Annotated in this window: 18 protein-coding genes and 1 pseudogene; 8 read left to right on the top strand and 11 right to left on the bottom strand. The window is 40.2% G+C overall.

Annotated elements, in window-relative coordinates; all coding sequences use genetic code 11:
• Positions 1-190: 190 nt before the first annotated feature.
• Positions 191-1,888 carry an ATP-dependent endonuclease gene (locus BCU68_RS11945; protein ID WP_102564967.1) on the top strand — a complete coding sequence of 566 codons (1,698 nt, stop codon included), beginning with the start codon at positions 191-193 and terminating at the stop codon, positions 1,886-1,888.
• On the opposite strand, the gene BCU68_RS11940 is transcribed toward BCU68_RS11945, so the two are convergent.
• Complete coding sequence (locus tag BCU68_RS11940) at positions 1,885-2,793, bottom strand: LysR substrate-binding domain-containing protein (protein WP_102564966.1); 909 nt, start codon at positions 2,791-2,793, stop codon at positions 1,885-1,887. The genes BCU68_RS11945 and BCU68_RS11940 overlap by 4 nt on opposite strands.
• Before the next feature lie 218 nt (positions 2,794-3,011).
• Between BCU68_RS11940 and focA the strand changes: the two are divergent.
• Both focA and BCU68_RS11930 read left to right on the top strand, forming a co-directional pair.
• A pseudogene (gene focA, locus BCU68_RS11935) lies at positions 3,012-3,857 on the top strand (formate transporter FocA); the annotation flags it as partial.
• 272 nt (positions 3,858-4,129) lie between these two features.
• Positions 4,130-4,798 (top strand): hypothetical protein, encoded by a 669-nt coding sequence (locus tag BCU68_RS11930; protein WP_102564964.1) that lies wholly within the window; start codon positions 4,130-4,132, stop codon positions 4,796-4,798.
• Between the two features lie 56 nt (positions 4,799-4,854).
• On the opposite strand, the gene BCU68_RS11925 is transcribed toward BCU68_RS11930, so the two are convergent.
• Positions 4,855-5,817 (bottom strand): diguanylate cyclase, encoded by a 963-nt coding sequence (locus BCU68_RS11925; RefSeq protein ID WP_241901369.1) that lies wholly within the window; start codon positions 5,815-5,817, stop codon positions 4,855-4,857.
• A gap of 141 nt (positions 5,818-5,958) precedes the next feature.
• Between BCU68_RS11925 and BCU68_RS11920 the strand changes: the two genes are divergently transcribed.
• Positions 5,959-6,396, top strand: coding sequence for a DUF3069 domain-containing protein (locus BCU68_RS11920; RefSeq protein ID WP_102565011.1), 438 nt, complete (start codon positions 5,959-5,961; stop codon positions 6,394-6,396).
• Positions 6,397-6,478: 82 nt separating this feature from the next.
• On the opposite strand, the gene modC is transcribed toward BCU68_RS11920, so the two are convergent.
• The 4 genes from modC to BCU68_RS11900 are packed head-to-tail and all read right to left on the bottom strand — an operon-like array spanning position 6,479 to position 10,687.
• Complete coding sequence (gene modC, locus BCU68_RS11915) at positions 6,479-7,648, bottom strand: molybdenum ABC transporter ATP-binding protein ModC (protein ID WP_102564963.1); 1,170 nt, start codon at positions 7,646-7,648, stop codon at positions 6,479-6,481.
• The gene (modB, locus tag BCU68_RS11910) at positions 7,645-8,343 is read right to left on the bottom strand and encodes a molybdate ABC transporter permease subunit (protein WP_102565010.1); all 699 of its coding nucleotides are present in this window, start codon (positions 8,341-8,343) and stop codon (positions 7,645-7,647) included. The genes modC and modB overlap by 4 nt, the downstream gene beginning before the upstream one ends.
• Positions 8,344-8,375: 32 nt before the next feature.
• Positions 8,376-9,158 (bottom strand): molybdate ABC transporter substrate-binding protein, encoded by a 783-nt coding sequence (gene modA / locus BCU68_RS11905; protein ID WP_102564962.1) that lies wholly within the window; start codon positions 9,156-9,158, stop codon positions 8,376-8,378.
• Positions 9,159-9,202: 44 nt separating this feature from the next.
• Positions 9,203-10,687 (bottom strand): cobyric acid synthase, encoded by a 1,485-nt coding sequence (locus BCU68_RS11900; protein WP_102564961.1) that lies wholly within the window; start codon positions 10,685-10,687, stop codon positions 9,203-9,205.
• A 188-nt stretch (positions 10,688-10,875) separates the two neighbouring features.
• On the opposite strand from BCU68_RS11900, the gene BCU68_RS11895 reads away from it, so the two are divergent.
• On the top strand, positions 10,876-11,403 hold the full coding sequence (locus BCU68_RS11895) for a hypothetical protein (RefSeq protein WP_102564960.1): 528 nt from the start codon (positions 10,876-10,878) through the stop codon (positions 11,401-11,403).
• Positions 11,404-11,518: 115 nt separating this feature from the next.
• Here BCU68_RS11895 and BCU68_RS11890 read toward each other — a convergent pair whose 3' ends face one another.
• The 3 genes from BCU68_RS11890 to BCU68_RS11880 form a co-directional block, all read right to left on the bottom strand.
• The gene (locus tag BCU68_RS11890) at positions 11,519-12,217 is read right to left on the bottom strand and encodes a RimK/LysX family protein (protein WP_102564959.1); all 699 of its coding nucleotides are present in this window, start codon (positions 12,215-12,217) and stop codon (positions 11,519-11,521) included.
• A gap of 27 nt (positions 12,218-12,244) precedes the next feature.
• Positions 12,245-13,429, bottom strand: a complete 1,185-nt coding sequence (locus BCU68_RS11885; protein WP_198591731.1) for an amino acid aminotransferase — start codon at positions 13,427-13,429, stop codon at positions 12,245-12,247.
• A 100-nt stretch (positions 13,430-13,529) separates the two neighbouring features.
• Positions 13,530-14,126 (bottom strand): pentapeptide repeat-containing protein, encoded by a 597-nt coding sequence (locus tag BCU68_RS11880; protein WP_102564957.1) that lies wholly within the window; start codon positions 14,124-14,126, stop codon positions 13,530-13,532.
• 162 nt (positions 14,127-14,288) lie between these two features.
• Between BCU68_RS11880 and BCU68_RS11875 the strand changes: the two genes are divergently transcribed.
• Together BCU68_RS11875 and BCU68_RS11870 are read left to right on the top strand one after the other, a co-directional pair.
• Positions 14,289-16,544 carry a hypothetical protein gene (locus tag BCU68_RS11875; RefSeq protein ID WP_102564956.1) on the top strand — a complete coding sequence of 752 codons (2,256 nt, stop codon included), beginning with the start codon at positions 14,289-14,291 and terminating at the stop codon, positions 16,542-16,544.
• Positions 16,545-16,621: 77 nt separating this feature from the next.
• Entirely contained in the window at positions 16,622-17,026 is a 405-nt protein-coding gene (locus BCU68_RS11870) for a globin domain-containing protein (protein ID WP_102564955.1), read from the top strand.
• Between the two features lie 12 nt (positions 17,027-17,038).
• Here BCU68_RS11870 and nrdG read toward each other — a convergent pair whose 3' ends face one another.
• Together nrdG and nrdD are read right to left on the bottom strand one after the other, a co-directional pair.
• Positions 17,039-17,506, bottom strand: a complete 468-nt coding sequence (gene nrdG / locus BCU68_RS11865; RefSeq protein WP_102564954.1) for an anaerobic ribonucleoside-triphosphate reductase-activating protein — start codon at positions 17,504-17,506, stop codon at positions 17,039-17,041.
• 108 nt (positions 17,507-17,614) lie between these two features.
• A complete protein-coding gene (gene nrdD / locus BCU68_RS11860; RefSeq protein WP_241901368.1) occupies positions 17,615-19,750 on the bottom strand; it encodes an anaerobic ribonucleoside-triphosphate reductase in 2,136 nt (711 codons plus the stop codon).
• 453 nt (positions 19,751-20,203) lie between these two features.
• Here nrdD and BCU68_RS11855 point away from each other — a divergent pair, with 453 nt between their 5' ends.
• On the top strand, positions 20,204-21,124 hold the full coding sequence (locus BCU68_RS11855; protein WP_241901367.1) for an endonuclease/exonuclease/phosphatase family protein: 921 nt from the start codon (positions 20,204-20,206) through the stop codon (positions 21,122-21,124).
• Positions 21,125-21,151: the final 27 nt, after the last annotated feature.

Raw genomic sequence — 21,151 nt, 5'->3', positions numbered from 1 at the left:
CATACTAAGCAGGGAATAATGACAGATTCATGAATATTGTGAAACTGGTTTAGATCATTGTGTACCGTTACGATTACACATGGTCATAAGTGTGATAGCCGAAAAAATAGATTCTGTCTAAATAAGCTATAGTAAAAGAAAGGAAACGAATACATTTTTACGCCCAATCATGCTAGAGAGGAAGATGCCAATGTTACTCGATCGTATTGATATTGCAGGATTTCGTGGCATTAAACGCTTATCCCTCTCTTTTGATCAGCTCACAAGCTTAATTGGAGAGAATACCTGGGGCAAGTCGTCACTGCTGGATGCCCTATCGGTTGTCTTGCCTGCTGACGGGATTCTTTATCTGTTTGAGGTGCAAGATTTTCATGTCGATTACTCAGTGTCACACCCACAAACGCAGCATTTGCAAATCGTGCTGCGTTTTAAAGCCAATGATAGAAGTGAAGTTCGCTCTGGTCGCTACCGCAAGTTAAAGCCAGTATGGGTCTATGATGAAGATCGCTGTCCTTATATCTATTATCGTATTAGTGCTTCACGTACTGATACCCATGTCACCACTCGCTACTCTTTCTTAGCGATGGATGGAGAGCCGTTGCAAATTCACCACCCTGAAAAACTGGCTCAGGAATTAATGACACTAAACCCAGTGTTGAGGTTAAAAGATTCAAGACGCTTTCAACGTTCTATTCAACCCTCAACGGCACATAAGGAGAGTCAAGCTCACCACGCTCTTTCAGTGCCAACAGCAAGTACAACGGCAAAAGATAATCAGCAAAAGCGTATAGAGAAAAGAATTGATAATACTTGCCGACGTTTATTAGCCACGCCGGGGCACGTTAATAAAGGGGAAATGCGCAGTAGCTTAAATGCGATGCAAGATTTAGTTGATCACTACTTTTCTTTTAAAGACCACACGCGCAAGAACCCTCGTGAGCCACATGATGGGCTCTTTTATTCACACTCTGCCAATGACCCGACGCTAAGCCAACTAATTAAAGAAACCAACAACAAACAAACTCGGCTATTGCTCATGGGGCTATTGAATGCTTACCTACAAGCAAAAGGACCGACGGATCTGTGCCGCTATGCAAGACCTATCCTCATTATTGAAGATCCAGAAGGACGCTTACACCCTACGCACTTAGCCCGAGCATGGAGCCTGTTACAACTACTGCCAATGCAAAAAATATTAACAACCAACAGTGGTGCGATGCTAGGTAGCGTGCCTTTGCCTTCCATTCGCCGCTTAGTCCGACAATCGGATAAAACCATAGCCACTCAGTTAAACAGTGATGCGTTCACTAGCGATGAATTAAGACGTATTGGCTTTCATATCCGTTTCCATCGCTCCGATGCTCTATTTGCTCGCTGTTGGTTACTGGTCGAGGGCGAGACCGAAGTATGGCTCTTCAATGAACTGGCTAATCAATGTGGATATAACCTTGCTGCCGAAGGAGTACAGATTATAGAGTTTGCCCAATCTGGCTTAAAAGGGTTGATCAAAGCAGCCAAGGCATTTGGAATTGACTGGCATGTGGTCACAGATGGCGACATGGCAGGAAAAAAGTATGCACAGACAGCAAAAAATCAATTATATGGCGATCAAGAAAAACATCGTTTAACAGAGCTTCCGAGCAAAGATGTCGAACTCTACTTATACACCCATGGTTTTGAGCGCTTCTTTCGTGACTTAGTGAGTATTCCTTACGACCAACCTATTCCAGCTAAAAAGGTTATTATTCGGGTACTTAAGAAATATGCAAAACCAGATCTGGCGCTAGCGATTATGAATCATTGCCAACAAGAGGGAAATGAGTCCATCCCTTTACTCCTTAGATGGACTCTTAAGCGTGTTATTACTATGGCAAACGGAAATACTTAATCATTAGCTGAAGATATCGATTGCATCATATGTAAGCCCTGCTGCTTAATACACTCAACTAAGGGGTTATCAGCCATATCAGCACGCCATATAAAAGAGATGGTTCGGTTCATCTCTAGTTGTGGCACATTCAAAGCAACAAGTTGTCCTTGCTTGATATATTGCTCAACGTCTAAATAGGGTAAACAACTTAAGTACTCATTTTTAATCACTAAATGACGAAGCACAGGGACTTGCTCGTACTCTCTGTAAACCTCTAAGTCGCGTATAAAATGATGCACCGCACTATCAAAGGTTGTTCTTGTGCCTGAACCTTGCTCGCGTAGTACCCATTTCGCTTCAGCTAATTGTGCTATTGTTACGGACTCTGGTTGCGTCAATGGGTGATTCGGTGAAGCGACAATCATTAGGTGGTCATGACACCACATCTCTTGTTGAATACGACTATCATCACAGCGCCCTTCTATTATGCCAATATCATAGCGATAATTGACTACTCCATCGATTAAGGCTTGCGTACTCTGCACGCCTAAAGACACTCTAACTTCAGGGTATGCTTGGTCAATTCGGCTAATGAGATCAGGAATTAAGTGTTCAGCAGGAGTTTGACTTGCTCCTAAGCGTACTTCGCCACTTAAGCTATCTTGTTCATAAAACCCTAACTCGATCTGCTCTGCATCTTGTATTAAGCGTTTGACGCGAGGCTGTAGCCAGTATCCCCAATGTGTTAGTGCCATTTGTTTGCCCTGACGCTCAAATAATGGTCTGCCGAGCACTTTTTCTAGCTGAGCAAGTGACATACTCGTTGCTGACTGGCTAAGTGATAGCTTTTCTGCAGCAACACTAACACTTCCTGTCATTGCAATCGCATCAAACACCATTAACTGTTTTAATGAATAGCGCATCACTCATCCCTTACTTTGATTGGTTAGTCACAAAAAATTAACGTTAACTCGTGCTGCAAGTCACAGTAATCTAGTTATATTTTTTAATTATACCTCATCAGTATCAGTTTTATTGATACTGTGATTAAGAATAATCAATTTTACCTACTCTCTATTGTGGCTTACTCTACGCGCTATATAATTTTTTGATCCACTAACCAGTTTTACGAGGAATCCTTATGTCGGGTGCAACTCCAGCAAACCCTCAATTTTTTTCACCAGCGGAAATGATGGTTGAAGCAGAAAAATTTGCTTTAGCGAAAACCAAAAAAGATACCAGTACTGTTATTGGCTTGGCTATCATGGCTGGTATTTTCATTGGTCTTGCTTTTGTATTCTACGTAACAGTGACAACGGGTAGTACCGCTGGCTGGGGAATGACAAAACTGGTTGGTGGCGTTGTCTTTAGCATGGGTTTAATTCTTACCGTTATTTGTGGTGGTGAACTGTTCACAAGTACAGTATTAACCGCTATCGCTTGGGCGAATAAGCAGGTTTCAGCATCAAAAATGTTTAGCCTTTGGGGTAAAGTATATCTTGGTAACTTGGTTGGCTCACTATTTTTAGTCATGCTGATTTTTATCGCAGGCATGCACCAGTTAGATGCGGGTCAATGGGGTTTGAATGCAATGAAAATTGCTCAACACAAACTGCATCATGATCCAATGCAAGCATTCGTACTAGGCATCCTATGTAATATGATGGTTTGTTTAGCGGTTTGGCTCTCTTTTAGCTCGGCAAGTGCAATGACAAAAGCGGCAATGACTATTTTGCCAGTTGCTATGTTTGTTAGCAGCGGGTTTGAGCACTGTGTGGCAAATATGTTCATGGTTCCAATGGGTATTGCTATTCAGACTTTTGCTTCAGATGCTTTCTGGGTACAAATCGGAGTTGATGCTAGCCAGTTTGCTGACCTAAACGTATACCAATTCATCACTGCAAACCTAATTCCAGTGACTTTAGGTAATATTGTTGGTGGCGCAGGCTTTATCGGTCTATCTAACTGGTGGATCTTTAGCCGCCCAAAGCAAAAAGCGGCAACTCAACAACTAAAAGCAGCAAATAAAGCTTAATTCCAATCCTTATTAGGTCTTATCCTGCTCTATAAAAAATGCCTTAGCGTGCTCGTTAAGGCATTTTTTTATGCTTTGAAATAGAGCCATCAATGTTTCTTTATCGATAAAATTTAATGCTTTTGATCTCTATCTATAAAAATGATGAATTAGTTTCAGAAACAAAAGTAATATACGCTATACTAAAAACTTATAAATCAATCAGTTAATAACAAGGTATGGCATTGTTACAGCAAATTATTACGCAAAGTATTATAGAGTTTCAAAACGACTGCTCAATGCTTTCCCAACGCCACTACCCGACAATTCATAACCAAGGTATGAAGGAGTATCACCTTTCTGTTACTTTTGCTCGTCGATTACAGCGTGCATTGCTAGAGTTACAGTTAGAACTAGAGCCTAGTGTGATTAATTATCCTTTACAGGGGGCGTCTGGAAATGAGCCTGACTATCTATTAAAAATTAGTTGTTGTATGGGGAATGTTTGGGTGATCAGTCATCACTTCGCACATGCTGGAACATCTTGTCGAAGCCAGCTAATAAACAAAATAAAGGCGTGGCAATTAGATTATCAGACTGCTATTGAGGCTGATGATTTACTCTTCATTATTAGTGATCACTGGATAAGTCGACATAAGAGTAGCCAGGAACTTTTATATTGGTGGATGGGAGCGATTCCGGAGTCTATTGAACAGTATACTCAACAAGGTGTGAAACTCTGTAAAAGTGCTTCATTATTGATCGATGATTTACAACATCACTTTAATCGTCAGCCAAGCTTTATGCAATTGGGACACCCATTAAAGCGAATATCCGATCAAGTCGATATCAAAAAATACATTCACTTTTATGCTTTAATTTCCTACCCTATGTTAACCACTAGCTTTGATTAAAGAACAGAACAATACTGCCACCACATATCCACCATAATTAAAGCTTTGTCACAAATCTATCCATTGCTCTCAAAAACAACATAAGTATTACGACCCGATGATTTAGCATCATAAAGTGCACTATCTGCCATTTTATAAATATCATTTGGGGTTTCTGTTCCTGTCGGTATTATTGACACGATACCCTGTGAAACGGTGACCTGAGGGGCGACTTTAGAAAATAGATGTGGGTAAGCAAGCTTATCTAATGACTGTTTAATTCGTTCGGCTTGCAGCTTTGCCACATCAGTACCAGCATTAGCCATTAAGATAACGAACTCTTCACCGCCATAACGACCAACATACTCACTTGACCGAGTAAAACAGCTTTGGAGTGTCGTTGCTATTTGCTGTAAACAATGATCGCCTTCAATATGACCATAGTTATCATTGAATGGTTTAAAGAAATCTACATCCAATAAAATCAAACTCAACGTTTGTTGGTGTCGACCATGCCCTGTGATCATTTCTTCAAGTTGGGTATCAATATAACGGCGATTAAAGAGTTTTGTTAAACCATCTTCGTTTGCTTGGTGATGTAAAAGCATATTGAGTTCTTCAAGCTTAGCGGTGGTTTGCTTGAGCTCACGTCTCATATTGGCAATTCTCTGCATTGCAGTGAGTTTTGAGCTTAAAACTAATTTATCGACAGGCTTAATAAGATAATCATCACCACCCGCTTGAATCGCCTTCGCGATCATTTCTGGTTCGTCATGACCACTTAAGAAGATAATCGGTATCCAATCAGGAAAATATTCACGTACCTTTCTCGACACTTCAAAACCATCCATATCTGGCATTGAAATATCGAGCAGCACTAACTCAGGATCAAAGGTTGGATACACATCAAGCGCCTCAGCACCACTTGCAGCAGAGGTAACAATATGCCCTAACTGCTTGAGACGTATCTCTAATTGCATTCGATCTAGTTTTACATCATCCACTAATAGAATCCGCATTGGCGCCTCTATAACACTCATATCATACTCCAACCTATATTCCTTTACATAATAGTAGATATATCATGCACATTCTTGCGTTACACCAAATTTTTACTTTAATTCATTGACTTTCTCTCAGATCTTTTTAGCATGAGCTTTTTTGATACGCGAGAAAATGTCATGTCAGATGCTACAAATACAGAAGTAGAAAAGGTAGACCTTACTACCATTTCACAAGAACTACGCCAAGTTATTGAATTTGATGAAGTGCCAGAAGCAATGCAATTTATGATTGTTTCTATCCATGAAGTATCTGAAGAGACTGTACGTGAAGCTTGGGAAACACTACCAGCTAGCGCGCAAAATGTACTCGATAACTTTGAGCAATTTCACGCTTTAATTTCAGTAAGCCAAGGTTTTGCAGGCATCAGTGTGATGGAAGAATTCCCGACTCTTAAACTGCCAGAAGGCATGACGGATGAAGAGAAGTCAGAATATCAAGCTCAACTGCTTGACCAAGTTCTACACAACTGTGTAAAAGATATGGTTAAACAGATTAAAAAAGCACGTCGCGATGCTATTTTAAAGCGTGATTTTACTGAAGTTTTTACAAAGTAATTATCTTTTAAACGATATACCACTTTGCTTTAGTAAAATGTAGAAGCCCTAATAGCGCAAGTTTTAGGGCTTTTGTATCGGCTTAGTCCACCAATAGAGTGATATCTTTTTGAGTCACACTCACCCCTTTTATCTGCACATAAACCGCTTGCCCCACGGCTAAATCCAGTTCATCACATGCCCATTGAGTAACGGTTACCCATAAACTTGGTAAAACATTGGCTTCTGCTTCCTTACTAGGCGTTGCTTGCAAACAAACCCGAATGCCAACACTTTGTTTATCATCTGAAGCTTTTTGCTGTTTAATCTGCTGAATCACCGCTGGCAGTATATTACGAATAGAAGTGTTAACTGGCTTATCCAATGTTATAGATACATCATTTGCACGCACCTGTAAGCGCACTAGAGAGCCTGTAGCACCATTGACACCCTGCACCCATAAATCACAGTCTTTCGCTAACTGAACCCTAGTTAAAGCGTATCTAGGGTGATGTTCTGCAATAACGCCGGCAAACAAACTGCTTTGCTCTGAAAAAGATTGCCAAGGTCGCATGGCTTTTGATCCCCACACCGCTTCAATAGAACCAGATAATTCTATTTTACCTTGATTGATAATGACGAGATGATTAGCAAGCCGTAAGATCTCATTCAGGCTATGTGTGACATAAATAATGGGAGTATTGACTTCTAAAGCTAACTTTTCTAAAAATGGCATGACCTCCCTTTTACGAGGTAAATCCAATGAGGCGAGTGGTTCATCCATCAATAATATATCGGGTTTACTTAATAACGCTCGACCAATCGCAACACGTTGTTTTTCGCCTCCAGATAACGCACTCGGATAACGTTCAAGTAAGTCCCCTAACGATAGAAGATTAATAATTCGATCAAAGTAATCATTATCTTGCTGTTTAACTCCATAGAGTAAATTACTGCGCACTTTGTAGTGTGGAAACAGGCGTGCATCTTGAAAAACATAGCCTACATTGCGCTTTTCAATGGCTAAATTAGTGGTTGGAGTTGCATCTTTATCGGATTTTTGAAAAAGAACCTTATCACCAAGCGTAATCAAACCACAATCAGGGGTGATCAAACCACTGATTGCATTGATCACGGTAGTTTTCCCTGCCCCTGAACGACCAAAAATAGCCGTGATGCCTTTACTCGGTATCGCTAAATTAATGTCAAAAAGGATATCTGGAAGCTGTTTTTTAAACTCGATATGAATATGTTTCGGATCGCATGACATCATTTCTGCTCACCAAGTCGCTGGTTTGCTTTTTTCGATAACCACTCAGAGAGCAATAAAGAAAGCAAAGCAATTATAATGGACACAATACACAAACGAGCAGCTTGCATTTCAGCGCCCGGTGTTTCTATAAAATTAAACATGGCTAATGGAATAGTCTGAGTTTCACCTGGAATATTCGATACAAAACTGATGGTTGCGCCAAACTCACCTAAACTGCGAGCAAAAGAAAGCATGGTTCCAGTAATGATACCTGGTAACATCATTGGCAGGGTAATAGTGAAAAAGACTTTAACTGGTGACGCCCCTAACGTTCGAGCTGCTTGCTCTAATTTTACATCGATACTCTCTAGGCTAAGACGAATAGATCGCACCATCAAAGGTAAGGCGACAACAATACAAGCTAAAACAGCCCCTCGCCAACTGAAACTAAAGACAATGCCAAAGTGCTTTGCTAACCAACTGCCAACAACGCCTTGCTGCCCCATAACCACCAGCAATAGGTAGCCGACAACGACCGGAGGTAACACTAAGGGAAGGTGAATAATGCTGTCGACTAATGTTTTACCTATAAATGTTTTGCGAGCTAATAACCAAGCAATGATAATACCCAATGGGATCAGCCATAAAATAGACACTGCTGCAATTTTCAAACTTAAATAGATAGCTTGCTGCTCGAAAGGAGTAAGTTCAACCATCATGCTTTATATCCATAACTTCTAATATCACTTTATTCATCTGATTTAAGTGTCGGCTCAATAAAACCAAATGAAGCTAAAATCTCAGCGGCTTTGACTGATGCTAAATACTCTGCAAACAACATAGCCTCAGCCGACGTACTGAGCATCGCAACAGGATACACTATTGGTGTGTGCATATTTTCGTTCAATACAGAGACGACCTTCACTTTCGATGAAAGTATAGCATCGGTGCGATATACCATTCCAAGTGGTGCTTCTGCTCTTTCAACTAGGGTCAATGCTACGCGCACATTATTGGTTGGTGCTAACAAACGGTTGATGCTCTTCCATACCCCTAATGACTCTAGTGCTTGCTTACTATAAATACCCACAGGAACACTGGTTGGGTTACCAATAGCTAAGCGCCCGCCCGCCAAGTTCGATTGCCATTGCGTTTTGTCACCTAAATCAAATGTATTAATTGATGATGACTCAGGAGCAATAACCACCAGTTGATTTGCTGCCAGTAGGCTCACCTTGCTCTGGTCTACTTTGCCAACCTTAACTAAATGTTGCATCCAGAGTTGATTTGCTGAAATAAACAGATCTGCTGGAGCGCCACGCTCAATCTGCCGTGCTAATGACGAAGATCCTGCATAAACGGGGATCACTTTTATACTGTGTTGTTGAGTAAAATCGTCTATTAAAGCATCCATTACATTTGTCATCGAAGACGCCGCATAAACCGTCACTTTCGCTTCGCTAAACACTGAAAAGGTTAGCGTGAGAATAAGCAACAAGCTTATCGTTATTTTATGCGATAAAGTCGCCATTATTATCCCTTTTTAATTCACTGAAGGTTTTATATACATACTATTTAGTAGAGTGCAGGCCATAGTTTGTCTAAAGCTAAATGCTCTTCTATTGCATCGGCAATCGTATTGATCGCTGTTTCTTTTACTTGCTGATAATCCAATGCAACAACCTCTGAGCCATTAACCCATTGACTTACGAGTTGTACAACTTCATCAGATTCAAATAAGCCGTGTAAATAAGTACCAAACACCTGATCACATTTACTCAGTGCACCATCATGTTGATTAGACGAGCAAAGAATAGGCTGATTGAATGCCACATTCGAACCATCAACAGAATCAACGCTCTGACTTTCACCAACATGAATTTCATAGCCCGAAATTGGGACGGTTTGATTATTCAATGTCAAATGACCACAAATATTGGTAAGCTGCTTAGTCTTTGTTAGCTCAGTGGTGATATCCAGTAGCCCTAAGCCTTGAGATGTTCCAGACACACCTTCAACACCATGTGGATCAGAAACAAAGTGACCGAGCATTTGGTAACCGCCACAAATTCCCATTACTTTACCGCCAAGACGTAAATGGCGTTTGATATCATTATCCCAACCTTGAGAGTATAAGTATTGCAAATCTGCACGAACCGATTTCGTACCTGGGATAATAATCAGATCGGCCTTATCTAGCTTTTCACCTTTTCCTACATAGCGTAAATCAATATCAGGGTTTAAGCGTAATGCATCAAAGTCGGTGTGATTACTGGTGCGAGTTAACACAGGAACTACAACTTTTAACTTAGCCTCACCTTGTGAATCTTGAGATGAATGAATGGCATCTTCAGCTTCTAGATTTAAACCATGAATAAAAGGTAAAACGCCAATAACGGGTTTTTGTGTTCTTTCTTCTAACCAATCAAGACCTGATTGTAATAATGAAATATCACCACGAAAGCGGTTAATCACAAAACCAACGACGCGATTTTGCTCAGACGGTGATAACAAAGCTAACGTGCCCACTAGATGTGCAAAAACGCCACCACGATCAATATCTGCCACAATAATGACCGGAACATCCGCTTCTTCAGCAAACCCCATATTCGCGATGTCATTTTCTCTTAAATTAATTTCTGCCGGACTGCCAGCACCTTCAATTATAATACTTTCATATTCTGACTGCAGACGCTCAAATGACTCCATAACATAAGGCATAGCGACTTTCTTATAGTCATTAAAACCCTGAGCCTCTAAATTCATGAACGCCTGACCCTGAACAATAACTTGCGCCCCCGTATCTGAATTTGGCTTTAATAAAATCGGGTTCATGTGCACACTCGGCTCAACATTGGCCGCAAAAGCTTGCACGGCTTGTGCTCGACCAATCTCACCACCATCAGGAGTGACAATGCTATTTAATGCCATATTTTGAGATTTAAAGGGAGAGACTTTGACGCCTTTACGAGCAAGTACACGGCATAAACCTGCCACTAATACTGTTTTACCAGCATCTGACGTTGTCCCTTGGACCATTAAACTCATTTTATCCAACATAGTAAACTTAACACCTTTAAGAGCAATCCCTTATAATAAATCATCCTAGAATAAACACCTATCAATTGTTCATCACAACCTTGAAGCATATGAATATGCTATAGAATATGTCTTTATTAATAACGCTATACCTGTAAATTTTCTTATTTTTCGATACAATAAGGGAAATTATTCTTTTTGGAGTTTTCATGTCACGATCTCACTGTTATGGTGCGTTATTAGGTATCCTTGCTTGCTTGCCTCTTACCTCTTTTGCTAACAACTTTAACTACAATAAAGTTGAAGTACGCATGGGGACAAGTCCTGGAACATTTGGTGGTGAAGTCACGACATACATGACAGAAAACTCACATTTAGTTGGTCGAATTGATTCAGGCTTAAGTGGAGACTGGGATGCTGCAGTCGGTATTGGATTTAATGGTCCAATTAACCAATTTGGTGATATTTTTGGTCAAATGCTGATTCACAACATTAATTCTGATAACGATAAAAATAAATTCAAAACTGAAATTAATATTGGCTCTCGCTTTTGGTTAATGCAAGGTATTGAATTTCATGCTCGACTCGGTCAATTAATCTATGACGATAAAACAAATAGTACCTATGGTATCGGACTTCGCTTCCACTCTACAGAACAACTTTCTGTCGGAAGCGAATTTATTAACAACGGCACCTATGGCACACAATTGTTAATGTCTGCCCGCTTTCATTACTAACCATTTTACGAACACAATACATACCAAAAAGGGGATTGAATCAATCCCCTTTTTACTGCATCAAAAAACACAGTGTAGCTGCTACTTATACCAATCAAAGGAAGTCAATGATCTGTTATTGACTGTTCGTGGTATTAACCTTAGGCTGAATAAATGTTTTACTCACATCAACAATAGCGATATCTCTGAAAAAGCTTCGCCCGAGTAGCACCGGATAGGTTAAATGACTTCTATCCGTTAAAGTAAACTCTACCTTCTCTTTAAGATCGCCAAGTTGGACGGGGATCACAATGACGGGTCTTTTTACTGACTCATCACTATTAGCCTGACTAATTTTCACCCAACGCTCCACAGGCAAGCTAAATTCATCACTTTTTACCCCTGAATGCTGAATTCGAAAAGTAATCCATGTCTTACTATCTCGTTCAAACTCTTGTATCTCCGAAGCACTGATTGAAGACGTCGTGGCACCAGTATCAACCCGTGCCTTAAACGACTTTTTCAAACTAGGAATATAAAGCCACTCTTGCTCACCTAACAATAAAAGACCATCATCCGTTTTCGTTGGTTGTGGCTTTGCTACTGGTGGCTTGTCTGGTTTAATTTCAGGCTCAGGTTTGATTTCCGGCTTCGGTTCAACTTCGACAGGAACCTCTGGTGTAGGCTCTGGCTTAATTTCGGGAGTCACCTCTGGTATAGGCTCTGCTACTTCAGGTTCCACCACCTCTTCAATGGGTGCTTGAGGCGGTGTTGAGGAACAAGCAGCTAACATGCCACAAAATAAAAGAGGTGTAATGTGTTTCAATGCTTTCATTTCATCACCTAACAGTAAGCAACGATTCTATTTCGCTACTTTCATTATCGCACTGGCAACATAACTAATATCAGATTCTGATAGACCGGCAATGTTAATACGGCCATCACCAACAGCATAAATACCAAAATCTTCTCTTAGTTGAGCCATTTGTGTTTGATTAAAGCCTAGCACAGTAAACATACCTTTGTGCTGCTCAATAAAGTCAAATGCGTCTGTTTGATGCTCATGCCTCAATTCCTCACACAACTTATGTCGCAAGCCAATTAAACGCTGCTGCATTTGATCAAGTTCTTGTTTCCATACAGAAGTCAGGTTATCGCTTTGCAAAATTGTTTTTACTAGCGCTGCACCGTGATCTGGCGGCATAGTGTAAGTGGCACGGGCAAGTTGTAACAATTTGCCTTTTGCGTTACTTACATGGTGAGCATTTTTACCAATGACAATAGCTGCGCCTGTACGTTCACGATATAGACCAAAATTTTTGGAGCAAGAAGTCGCGATCAGCATCTCTTCAACATTATCGGCCATAAAACGCAAACCTTGTGCATCTTGCTCAAGTCCATCACCAAAACCTTGGTAAGCAATATCAACAAATGGCGTGAAACCATTTTTTTGCGCCAGTTCAGTGATCACTTGCCATGTCGAGAAATCAATATCAGCACCCGTTGGGTTATGGCAGCAACCATGAAGTAAAACCACATCTTTAGGGCCTGCTTGAGCTAACTCTTCAAGCATACGAGCTGTATCAACTTGTTTGGTTACTGGACAGAAGTAATGGTACTGCTTGACTTTCAATCCCGCCGCTTCCATCACTGGTTGGTGGTTAATATAACTTGGATTAGAAATCCAAACAGTGGTTCCCGGTTGGGCAACATGCATCAGATCACCAAGCATACGTAGCGCACCACTAGCACCAGGCGTCTGAATCGCAGCAACACGACCGATAGCAGATGTGTCAGATAAAAGTAAGTCAACCATGCTTTGGTTAAACTCTTCACAACCAGCCAGCCCTACGTAAGCTTTTGATTTTTGCGATTCCACAACAATGTCTTGGGCCATCTGCACCGCTTGCATAATCGGTGTTTCACCTTGGCTGTTGCGGTAGACGCCGATGCCTAGATCCACTTTATTTGGACGCTTATCATTACGATATGCCACTGAAAGCGACAAAATCGGGTCTAATGTTGGTGTTGATAAATGTGCAAACATATAAAGCACAATCCTTTGAAGTTTAAATGATGCTTCAACTTATCATTAGATAGGATAAAAACGAAAGAATTTTGTTAGAATTAACAATAATCTCTACTTTTTAATCAACAAGTTCTACCCCTAAGCTTTCAAGCAAATGCAAAGCTTCAAAGCGATTAATCTTAGCCTTGGTCACATTGTTATCGAGTACATTTAAACTGAAGTGGTGAGATTCACTTAAATCAGCAGCGTGTAAATTGGTGCGCATAAAGACACTATTAGTAAAATCATTAAAAGTTAACGTTGAGTGTGAAAAGTCGCCCTCTCTAAAATCAACGTCGTGTAACTTACATTCAATTAAGGTCAAATGGTTAAGTGTAAGCCCAAAAAATGAAGCATCAGTCAAAATACAACGCTTGAAAGTCAACTCAAAATCATTATGAAAGTTTGCCCAATAGGCACGAGTCCAATCAATCCCAACGAGCTTACATTCAATAAAAACCAACTCAAATAAACGGCTATTTGGGAACGTGGCTAAGCTAAAATTACAACGATTAAACTGACAATTGAGAAATTTACAATCAGATAGCTCCAATTGAGAAAAGTCACAATCATTGAATTCACACTCTTCAAAATCAGCACTCAACAGCCTTGTATTCGACAAAATTTGTTTATCAAATACTTGATCGTAGTAGCTTTCATTGTTTGATAGTTTCATTTTTGGCTTTTCCATTCGTTATGTATTAATGAAGCAGATTAGCATATATAGCCTTATTATCATCTTTCTTTTCACTTCAGTTAACACCTTGAATAATAACTAACTATAAACAATACTTAGGTTCTCTTTCACCTAATATAACACTTCCTTTTGAGGTATTTAATGACTTTAAATCTTCCCTCATATTCATCGGTTCTACTCATTCTACCCCTCCTAATCAGCAACTCTTTATTTGCTAACACTGGTACTGCCATCATTCTGCCGAGTCAACACGAACTGAGTCAGGATATGCAAGGAAACCAAATGACGGCAAAGCAAGTTATTGACTGGGAAGTTAAGCATAGTGATATCATTTTTGGTGCCTATACCAATAGAAAAACTAACCAGCAGACAAACACTACTGGTTACATGTATAACCAAAAATTAGACGTCAATAATGGCGAACTAGAGAATGATATTAGAAATTTTGCACAATTAAACGAGGTTGATTTTGAAGACTTTTTCCTACACTTTTCAGAAGATACGATACTGGCAGAAGTCAATAAGGCACATGGTGAAAACACATTATTAAATCGTAAGCCTATGATTGCAGGTTATACCACAGATATAAATCATGCTGGCTTTCGACTTTACAAACCCACGCCGTGGAAAGCGGATGTTTTTGCTCACTCAAAACAAGGTGGCGCACTTTATATCTACCACTCAGAAATGTTTGATCAGGTAGAGCTGCAATTTTCACACGCTAGCCCAAATGGGACGTTATCCATTGAGTACCCTGCTGCTATCGATTCAAAAGGTAGAGTCTCACAATGGCGTCGCTTCAATATTCAAGATCAAACCACAGGCATAACGAAAAGACACTCGCTGACATGGCAACTCCCCTCAGATTGGAAAAGAGCATCGACGCACGATGGTAGCGGAAGAAGTTATGGAGGTGGGCAATATTTTGGATCAACATTTTTACGTGATGGCGCTCGCTTATATGTCATCAAAATACATTGGAATAACGCCAATACAACCCATCGCCCACAACTCAATAATATCCTGCTTCACCATAATTTCCCCGTCATTAAAGACAGTGATTTACCTAACCTAGTGACGAGTAAAGCAGATACCGCTGATGGAAAAGAGATTCAGCAGTGGCGCAAAATACGCGGTTTCGATCGCTCAGCCGATCGTAACCACGATAACTACTTATCAGAGAGTGAGTTTAAAAATAGAACGAATAAAAAAGCAACGGCTAGGTTTCGTTGGCAGTCACGTGTTATTCCTTTTGGTGCTATGTGGAGCAAAAATTCATCATGGGCTTTGACCAATCTAGCTAACCCAACACTACTGCTAACTTTGCAGGCTTATTATCAAAAACAGTGGCAACAACAAGGGTTAAATGGTGCCTATAACGATGATACCAATAAACTCATCGGAGCAAATCAATTCACAGTGTATTCCGGTGGCATGATCGATGAACTCGGTTTAGTGGTCGGTAGCGTAGGAGCAAATCAACGCTATAATGAGCTATTTTCTGACTTTCTAACAAATTTAACCCGCTTAGATGAAAATTCTACTATCGGACTTAACATCAGCACAGCAAATCTCTATGGTCGCAATGGTCAGTCACATTTGATTGAAGCTGGTACACTCTATTTACGTGAACACTATCTATTCCCATCCACAGGTTTTAGTGGTTATGCTGGCATTGCGAAATTTTGGGATAACTCTGCTCTAGCACATGCAGAAAAAAGCGTTATTTATCAAGCAACAACCCGTTATGGCAGGGTTGAATACTTTGGAAATACTCAGGAAAACTGGCTACAAGATCAATACTCTACTCTCGCAATTTACTATCTTAACAATCACCCCAGTATGAGCTTTTTTAACCAATGGAATAGCAGTTATCTCTATGGCAGTAATAACACAACCAATGATAACTTTTGGAAAAGTGGTATAGCCAAAAACCTTGCTTATCAACCTAGCCACTTGCTTGCAATTGACCTAGGCACACCTCCCACCCGTACACCTAGCCATGCCAAGCCTATTCCTTTAATGTTATCCACCACGACACCAGAGCCTGCTGACTACACTGTTATTGGTGATGCATCAATGCATACACTTCTTCACAATGACCTCCCCAATGGAAAAGTACGCCTATTCCCGACCTATACCTATTTTCTCTATCGCTCCGAGCATAGCATCGTCAAAAATGGACCAGACGATATGGTACTAGCAAGAGATTTCAGTCAAGGTCGTGTGTTATATCGAACCGATTTTCATGGTAAGAATCGCAAATTTTATCATGCGGATAAACTAACGATTCCACTCGATCCTCCGATGAAACCAGTAAATGCAAAGGGAGAAATCGGAGATTATGTCGATGAGATTCAGATCGGTGGCTACCAAGGACTGTTTCTACTCTATTAAAACAAAATTGTGCTATCTCTCTGACTCAACTAAGCTATTGTAAGAGTTTTGCACTGAGCTCATTAAAGGATTAAAGCATGGACTATAACGAAGTATTGTATGAAAGCTATCAGAGGTGTATCGAGAAACCATTATTCTTAAAGCAATTTCTCGAGATTTTTTCCGGTTGTAACCCTAAATTTTCGATGATGTTTGAAAATGTCGATCTTGAAAGACAGGAAAGAATGATCAAAGCGGCATTAATTCTACTATTCAATGCCTCTGGAGTTGATGGTATTCGCATGCTCGTTAAACGTCTTGTTCAGCGCCATCGAGATATGGGTATTCATATTCAAGCTGAAGAGCTTGATATTTGGTTTGATGCTTTACTGCATACTGTTGAACAGCATGATCCTCACTATAATGATGAAATAAAAGAAGCTTGGATCAAAGTATTTAGTATCGGTCTTAATGCTATGAAAGAAGAGTGCACGGCTTCTTAAGCTAAGCCGTTTCTATAATTTAAATCGATGAATAACCTGATTGCTCGAACCACGCCAAAATAATTCTGGATCATAGAGATCTTGTTCAAACTTACCATCAATCAGAACATCAACATGTTCAATAATTTCACGTTGCTCTTGATTTAATTCAGCCAGTAAGTATCCCGTCCACAGCCAGATATCTTTACCTGGGCATTCTGTTTTAACTCGCTGCACTAACTTTAAAATTGCTGAACAGTTTAGTGGATGCAAAGGATCACCACCAGACAAGGATAGACCTCGGCGTTTAATTCGTTGATCTTGCAGATCAGCGATGATCTTATCTTCAAGCTCTTGAGTAAATAAGTGTCCAGCATCTGGTCGCCAAGTACTTTGGTTATAGCAACCTTTACATTGGTGAATACAACCCGATACAAACAAAGTGCATCGTGTGCCTTCCCCATTAACAACATCAATGGAGTGATAAGTATGATAGTTCATGATTAAGTTATAGCTCAATAAGAAAAGGTTGGACAGGTATCAACAAAAAAGCGGCATTAGCTCAGGCTGTTAACCAAGCTAATGCCGCTACTAAACTAATTGTTTTTATTACATGTGCTTAACGCGGCGAATAACTTCTTCTTGCTTACCACTGTTAAATGGACGAGCATCTGGAGAGCCTAAGTAACCACATACACGACGAGTAACCGACACCTTCTTAGGATCGTGGTTACCACATTTAGGACAAGTAAAGCCTTTACTTGTACAGTCAAACTCACCCGTGAAGCCACACTCGTAACATTCATCAATTGGCGTGTTCGTGCCGTAGTAAGGAACACGTGAGTATGAGTAATCCCATACGTTTTCCAGTGCTTCAATATTACGCTGCATATTCGGGTATTCACCGTAACAGATAAAGCCACCACTTGCTAATTCTGGGTAAGGCATTTCAAAATCAATTTTATCGTATGGATTTACTGATTTCTCAACATCTAGGTGGAAACTGTTAGTGTAGTAACCTTTTTCCGTTACATGCTCAATAACACCAAACTCTTTGGTATCTAGTGAACAAAAACGAGTACAAAGGTTTTCTGATGGTGTGCTGTATAAGCTATAGCCCCAACCAGACTCTTTTTTCCAATCATCGACACGATCTTTTAAGAACTTAACGATGTCGATGCCTTTCTGACGCAGCACTTCACTATCATAGATATGCTCGCCATCATTAGCGTACAGCGCGTTAATTGTCTCATGGATACCGATGTAGCCCATTGAAATCGATGCACGACCATTTTTGAAGATGTCTAATACTTCATCATCTGGGTTTAAACGTACACCAAGTGCACCTTCTGTATACAGAATTGGTGCAACTCGTGCTTTCACACCGCGTAGACGATCAATACGAGTATCAAGCGCTTGCTTAACTAACTTAGTACGTTCATCTAGGATTTCGAAGAATTTTGCTTCATCACCATCCGCTTCAATGGCGATACGAGGTAAGTTTAAGCTTACAACACCAAGGTTATTACGACCTTCATGTACTTCTTTACCACTTTCATCTGTCCACTTACCTAGGAAGCTACGGCAACCCATTGGCGCTTTAAATGAACCCGTCACTTCAACCACTTTATCGTAGTTAAGAATATCTGGGTACATACGCTTAGTCGCACACTCTAAAGCTAATTGCTTAAGATCGTAGTTAGGATCGGATGGCTTGTGGTTCAGACCATCTTTAATAGCAAACAGGAGTTTAGGGAATACTGCTGTTTTCTTATTCTTACCTAAACCTTTGATTCTATTTTGAAAAATAGATTTCTGGATCAGTTTAGATTCCCAAGAAGTACCTAAACCGATACCAATAGATAAGAACGGTGTCTGACCATTAGAGCTGAAAAGTGTATTGATCTCGTACTCAAGAGATTGAAATGCATCATACACTTCTTTTTCTGTTAATTTTTTAGCGTAAGCTTCTGGATTTGGGATATCCCACTCTTCAGCTGTAGCTAAGTGCTTGTTATGACTTGCTGTTACATATGGTGCCAATACTTCATCTAAACGGTTTAGTGTTGTACCACCATACGTATGGCTTGCTACTTGCGCGACGATTTGAGCAGTAACGGCTGTCGCTGTTTGAATTGATTTTGGAGTGTCAATTTCTGCATTACCCATGCGAAAACCGTTGGTCAGCATGTTCTCTAAATCAACAATCATACAGTTGAACATAGGGAAAAATGGCGAGTAATCTAAATCATGGTAGTGAATTTGACCACTTTCATGAGCATGAACAATTTCACGCGGTAACATATGATTTTTTGCATAGTGCTTACTCACGATACCCGCAAGTAAATCACGCTGAGTAGGAATAACCTTGCTGTCTTTATTCGCGTTCTCATTAAGTAGTGATGCATTGCTTTGCTCAACAAGACCGGTGATTTCAGCACTTAGTGCACTGGCTTTTTCACGTTCAACATCACGGTCATGGCGATATTCGATGTATGCACGTGCGACATTGTCATCATTATGCATTAGTTCAGATTCAACTAGGTTTTGAATTTCACCAATGTTAATTTCACGACGGCCAATAAGCTTTTCACGCACATTAGCAGCAATGATATCGCCTAGATCTTCTCGGCTAGACTTAATATCAACGGCAGCAGCTTGTACCGCGGCTTTGATAAGTTTTGGATTAAAGACGGCTTTAGCTCCGTCGCGTTTAACAACAACAGATTCGGTTACTTGCTTCATAATCATAATTCAATAGCTTTAATTTTAGTTTTAATTTTGGTTTTTAATAGATAGCTGAAAGGTTAGTTTTTCATGCTCTGCAGGTTGAGTTTTGGGTAGGATTTGTCACGCAAAAAATGCGTAATTCAGCTATCTGTATTGAATTGTAATTTGCTTTCACCTGCTCTCCTTACCCTTGACATATCCACAGATTAATCCACAAATACACCATATAGGGTGACTTAATTATTTACTGACACTACATCTTGTGGCGTATTAAACGAAAACCACACCACAAGAGCATTGATCTAGATCAATAAAGTGCATGTAGTGAGTAAGAAGAGTTCGATCTGAGTGCACTATCATGAAGTTAGAAAAGAAAGAAAAAAAATCAAAAAAATGTGATGTTTTTAGTTGATCTTTTCGCAAGCCTGTTAGGATACAGCTTCAGCCTACATCGTTAAGGAAATGAATGTGAAAATTACTTTTGGTATCCCGTTCTTACTCTCTGTGTCAATCTTTTTTAGTCTTTTTAATTCAGCTGTCGCAAAAGAGATAAAAGTGACGAGTTGGAACATTGAATGGCTAACTACGACACCCGATCCGCGTTTTCCAGCGAGTGCACGTACAGAAAAAGACTTTGAAAAGTTAGCGCGCTATTTTCAAAAAATAAATCCAGATGTATTAGCCTTTCAAGAAGTCGATAGTATTACAGCGATTCAAAAAGTGATCGGCAATGACTATCAAATCTTTATGTCAACGCGTTCCCAACCTAGCCACCGCAACCAACAGTTTAATGGCATAAATCAATATACCGGCTTTGCTGTACATAAAAGCTGGCAAGTCTCTAACTTAAGTGACCTGCCTTTATTAGCCAATAGCAGAAGTAAATTACGTTTTGCAACTCAAATCCAACTACATCGTGATAATCAGCAACGTATTCAGCTACTCTCTGTCCATTTAAAAGCTGGCTGTAGTGGTCGATATAATAGTAGCCATGCGTCGTGTAAGACCCTTAAGCAACAAGGACAGGTGATTGGAAATTGGCTACGCGATAAAGAACAAGCTCAAGAGAGCTACATCCTATTAGGCGACTTTAATCATAACCTAGCCTTCTCAAGTAAGAATCAACGCTCAAGAGATTGGTTATGGCAAGATATGACCGATAAAGTAAATAAAATGCCAGAACTGGTAACACAGAAGACTCAAGCAAATTGTAAGGTTCGCTCTAATCGTGACCCGAATAAGACCCATAAGTTTCGTAGCTTGATTGATCATATTATCGTAAGCCCTGATCTCACCGCGACAGCAACGACACAGAACGTCTATGAAGGAGATGACATGCTGCGCTACCAACTCAGTGACCATTGCCCTGTCAGTAGCACAGTGAAGTAAACAAGAAGCCTCTCGCTTACGACTAAA

Source organism: Vibrio sp. 10N.286.49.B3 (assembly GCF_002873395.1).
Taxonomy (GTDB): Bacteria; Pseudomonadota; Gammaproteobacteria; order Enterobacterales; family Vibrionaceae; genus Vibrio.
The sequence above is the reverse complement of the archived record's forward strand: the minus strand, read 5'-3'. Positions and strand labels throughout refer to the sequence as shown.

Bases quoted from the DNA above. Each gene is read 5' to 3' on its own strand.
- BCU68_RS11880 (WP_102564957.1), bottom strand. From the start codon at position 14,126: ATGAAACTATCAAACAATGAAAGCTACTACGATCAAGTATTTGATAAA.
- nrdD (WP_241901368.1), bottom strand. From the start codon at position 19,750: ATGAAGCAAGTAACCGAATCTGTTGTTGTTAAACGCGACGGAGCTAAA.
- BCU68_RS11885 (WP_198591731.1), bottom strand. From the start codon at position 13,429: ATGTTTGCACATTTATCAACACCAACATTAGACCCGATTTTGTCGCTT.
- modA (WP_102564962.1), bottom strand. From the start codon at position 9,158: ATGGCGACTTTATCGCATAAAATAACGATAAGCTTGTTGCTTATTCTC.
- BCU68_RS11920 (WP_102565011.1), top strand. From the start codon at position 5,959: ATGTCAGATGCTACAAATACAGAAGTAGAAAAGGTAGACCTTACTACC.
- BCU68_RS11900 (WP_102564961.1), bottom strand. From the start codon at position 10,687: ATGTTGGATAAAATGAGTTTAATGGTCCAAGGGACAACGTCAGATGCT.
- modB (WP_102565010.1), bottom strand. From the start codon at position 8,343: ATGGTTGAACTTACTCCTTTCGAGCAGCAAGCTATCTATTTAAGTTTG.
- nrdG (WP_102564954.1), bottom strand. From the start codon at position 17,506: ATGAACTATCATACTTATCACTCCATTGATGTTGTTAATGGGGAAGGC.
- BCU68_RS11895 (WP_102564960.1), top strand. From the start codon at position 10,876: ATGTCACGATCTCACTGTTATGGTGCGTTATTAGGTATCCTTGCTTGC.
- BCU68_RS11940 (WP_102564966.1), bottom strand. From the start codon at position 2,793: ATGCGCTATTCATTAAAACAGTTAATGGTGTTTGATGCGATTGCAATG.
- BCU68_RS11870 (WP_102564955.1), top strand. From the start codon at position 16,622: ATGGACTATAACGAAGTATTGTATGAAAGCTATCAGAGGTGTATCGAG.
- BCU68_RS11925 (WP_241901369.1), bottom strand. From the start codon at position 5,817: ATGAGTGTTATAGAGGCGCCAATGCGGATTCTATTAGTGGATGATGTA.
- BCU68_RS11890 (WP_102564959.1), bottom strand. From the start codon at position 12,217: ATGAAAGCATTGAAACACATTACACCTCTTTTATTTTGTGGCATGTTA.
- BCU68_RS11945 (WP_102564967.1), top strand. From the start codon at position 191: ATGTTACTCGATCGTATTGATATTGCAGGATTTCGTGGCATTAAACGC.
- BCU68_RS11875 (WP_102564956.1), top strand. From the start codon at position 14,289: ATGACTTTAAATCTTCCCTCATATTCATCGGTTCTACTCATTCTACCC.
- modC (WP_102564963.1), bottom strand. From the start codon at position 7,648: ATGATGTCATGCGATCCGAAACATATTCATATCGAGTTTAAAAAACAG.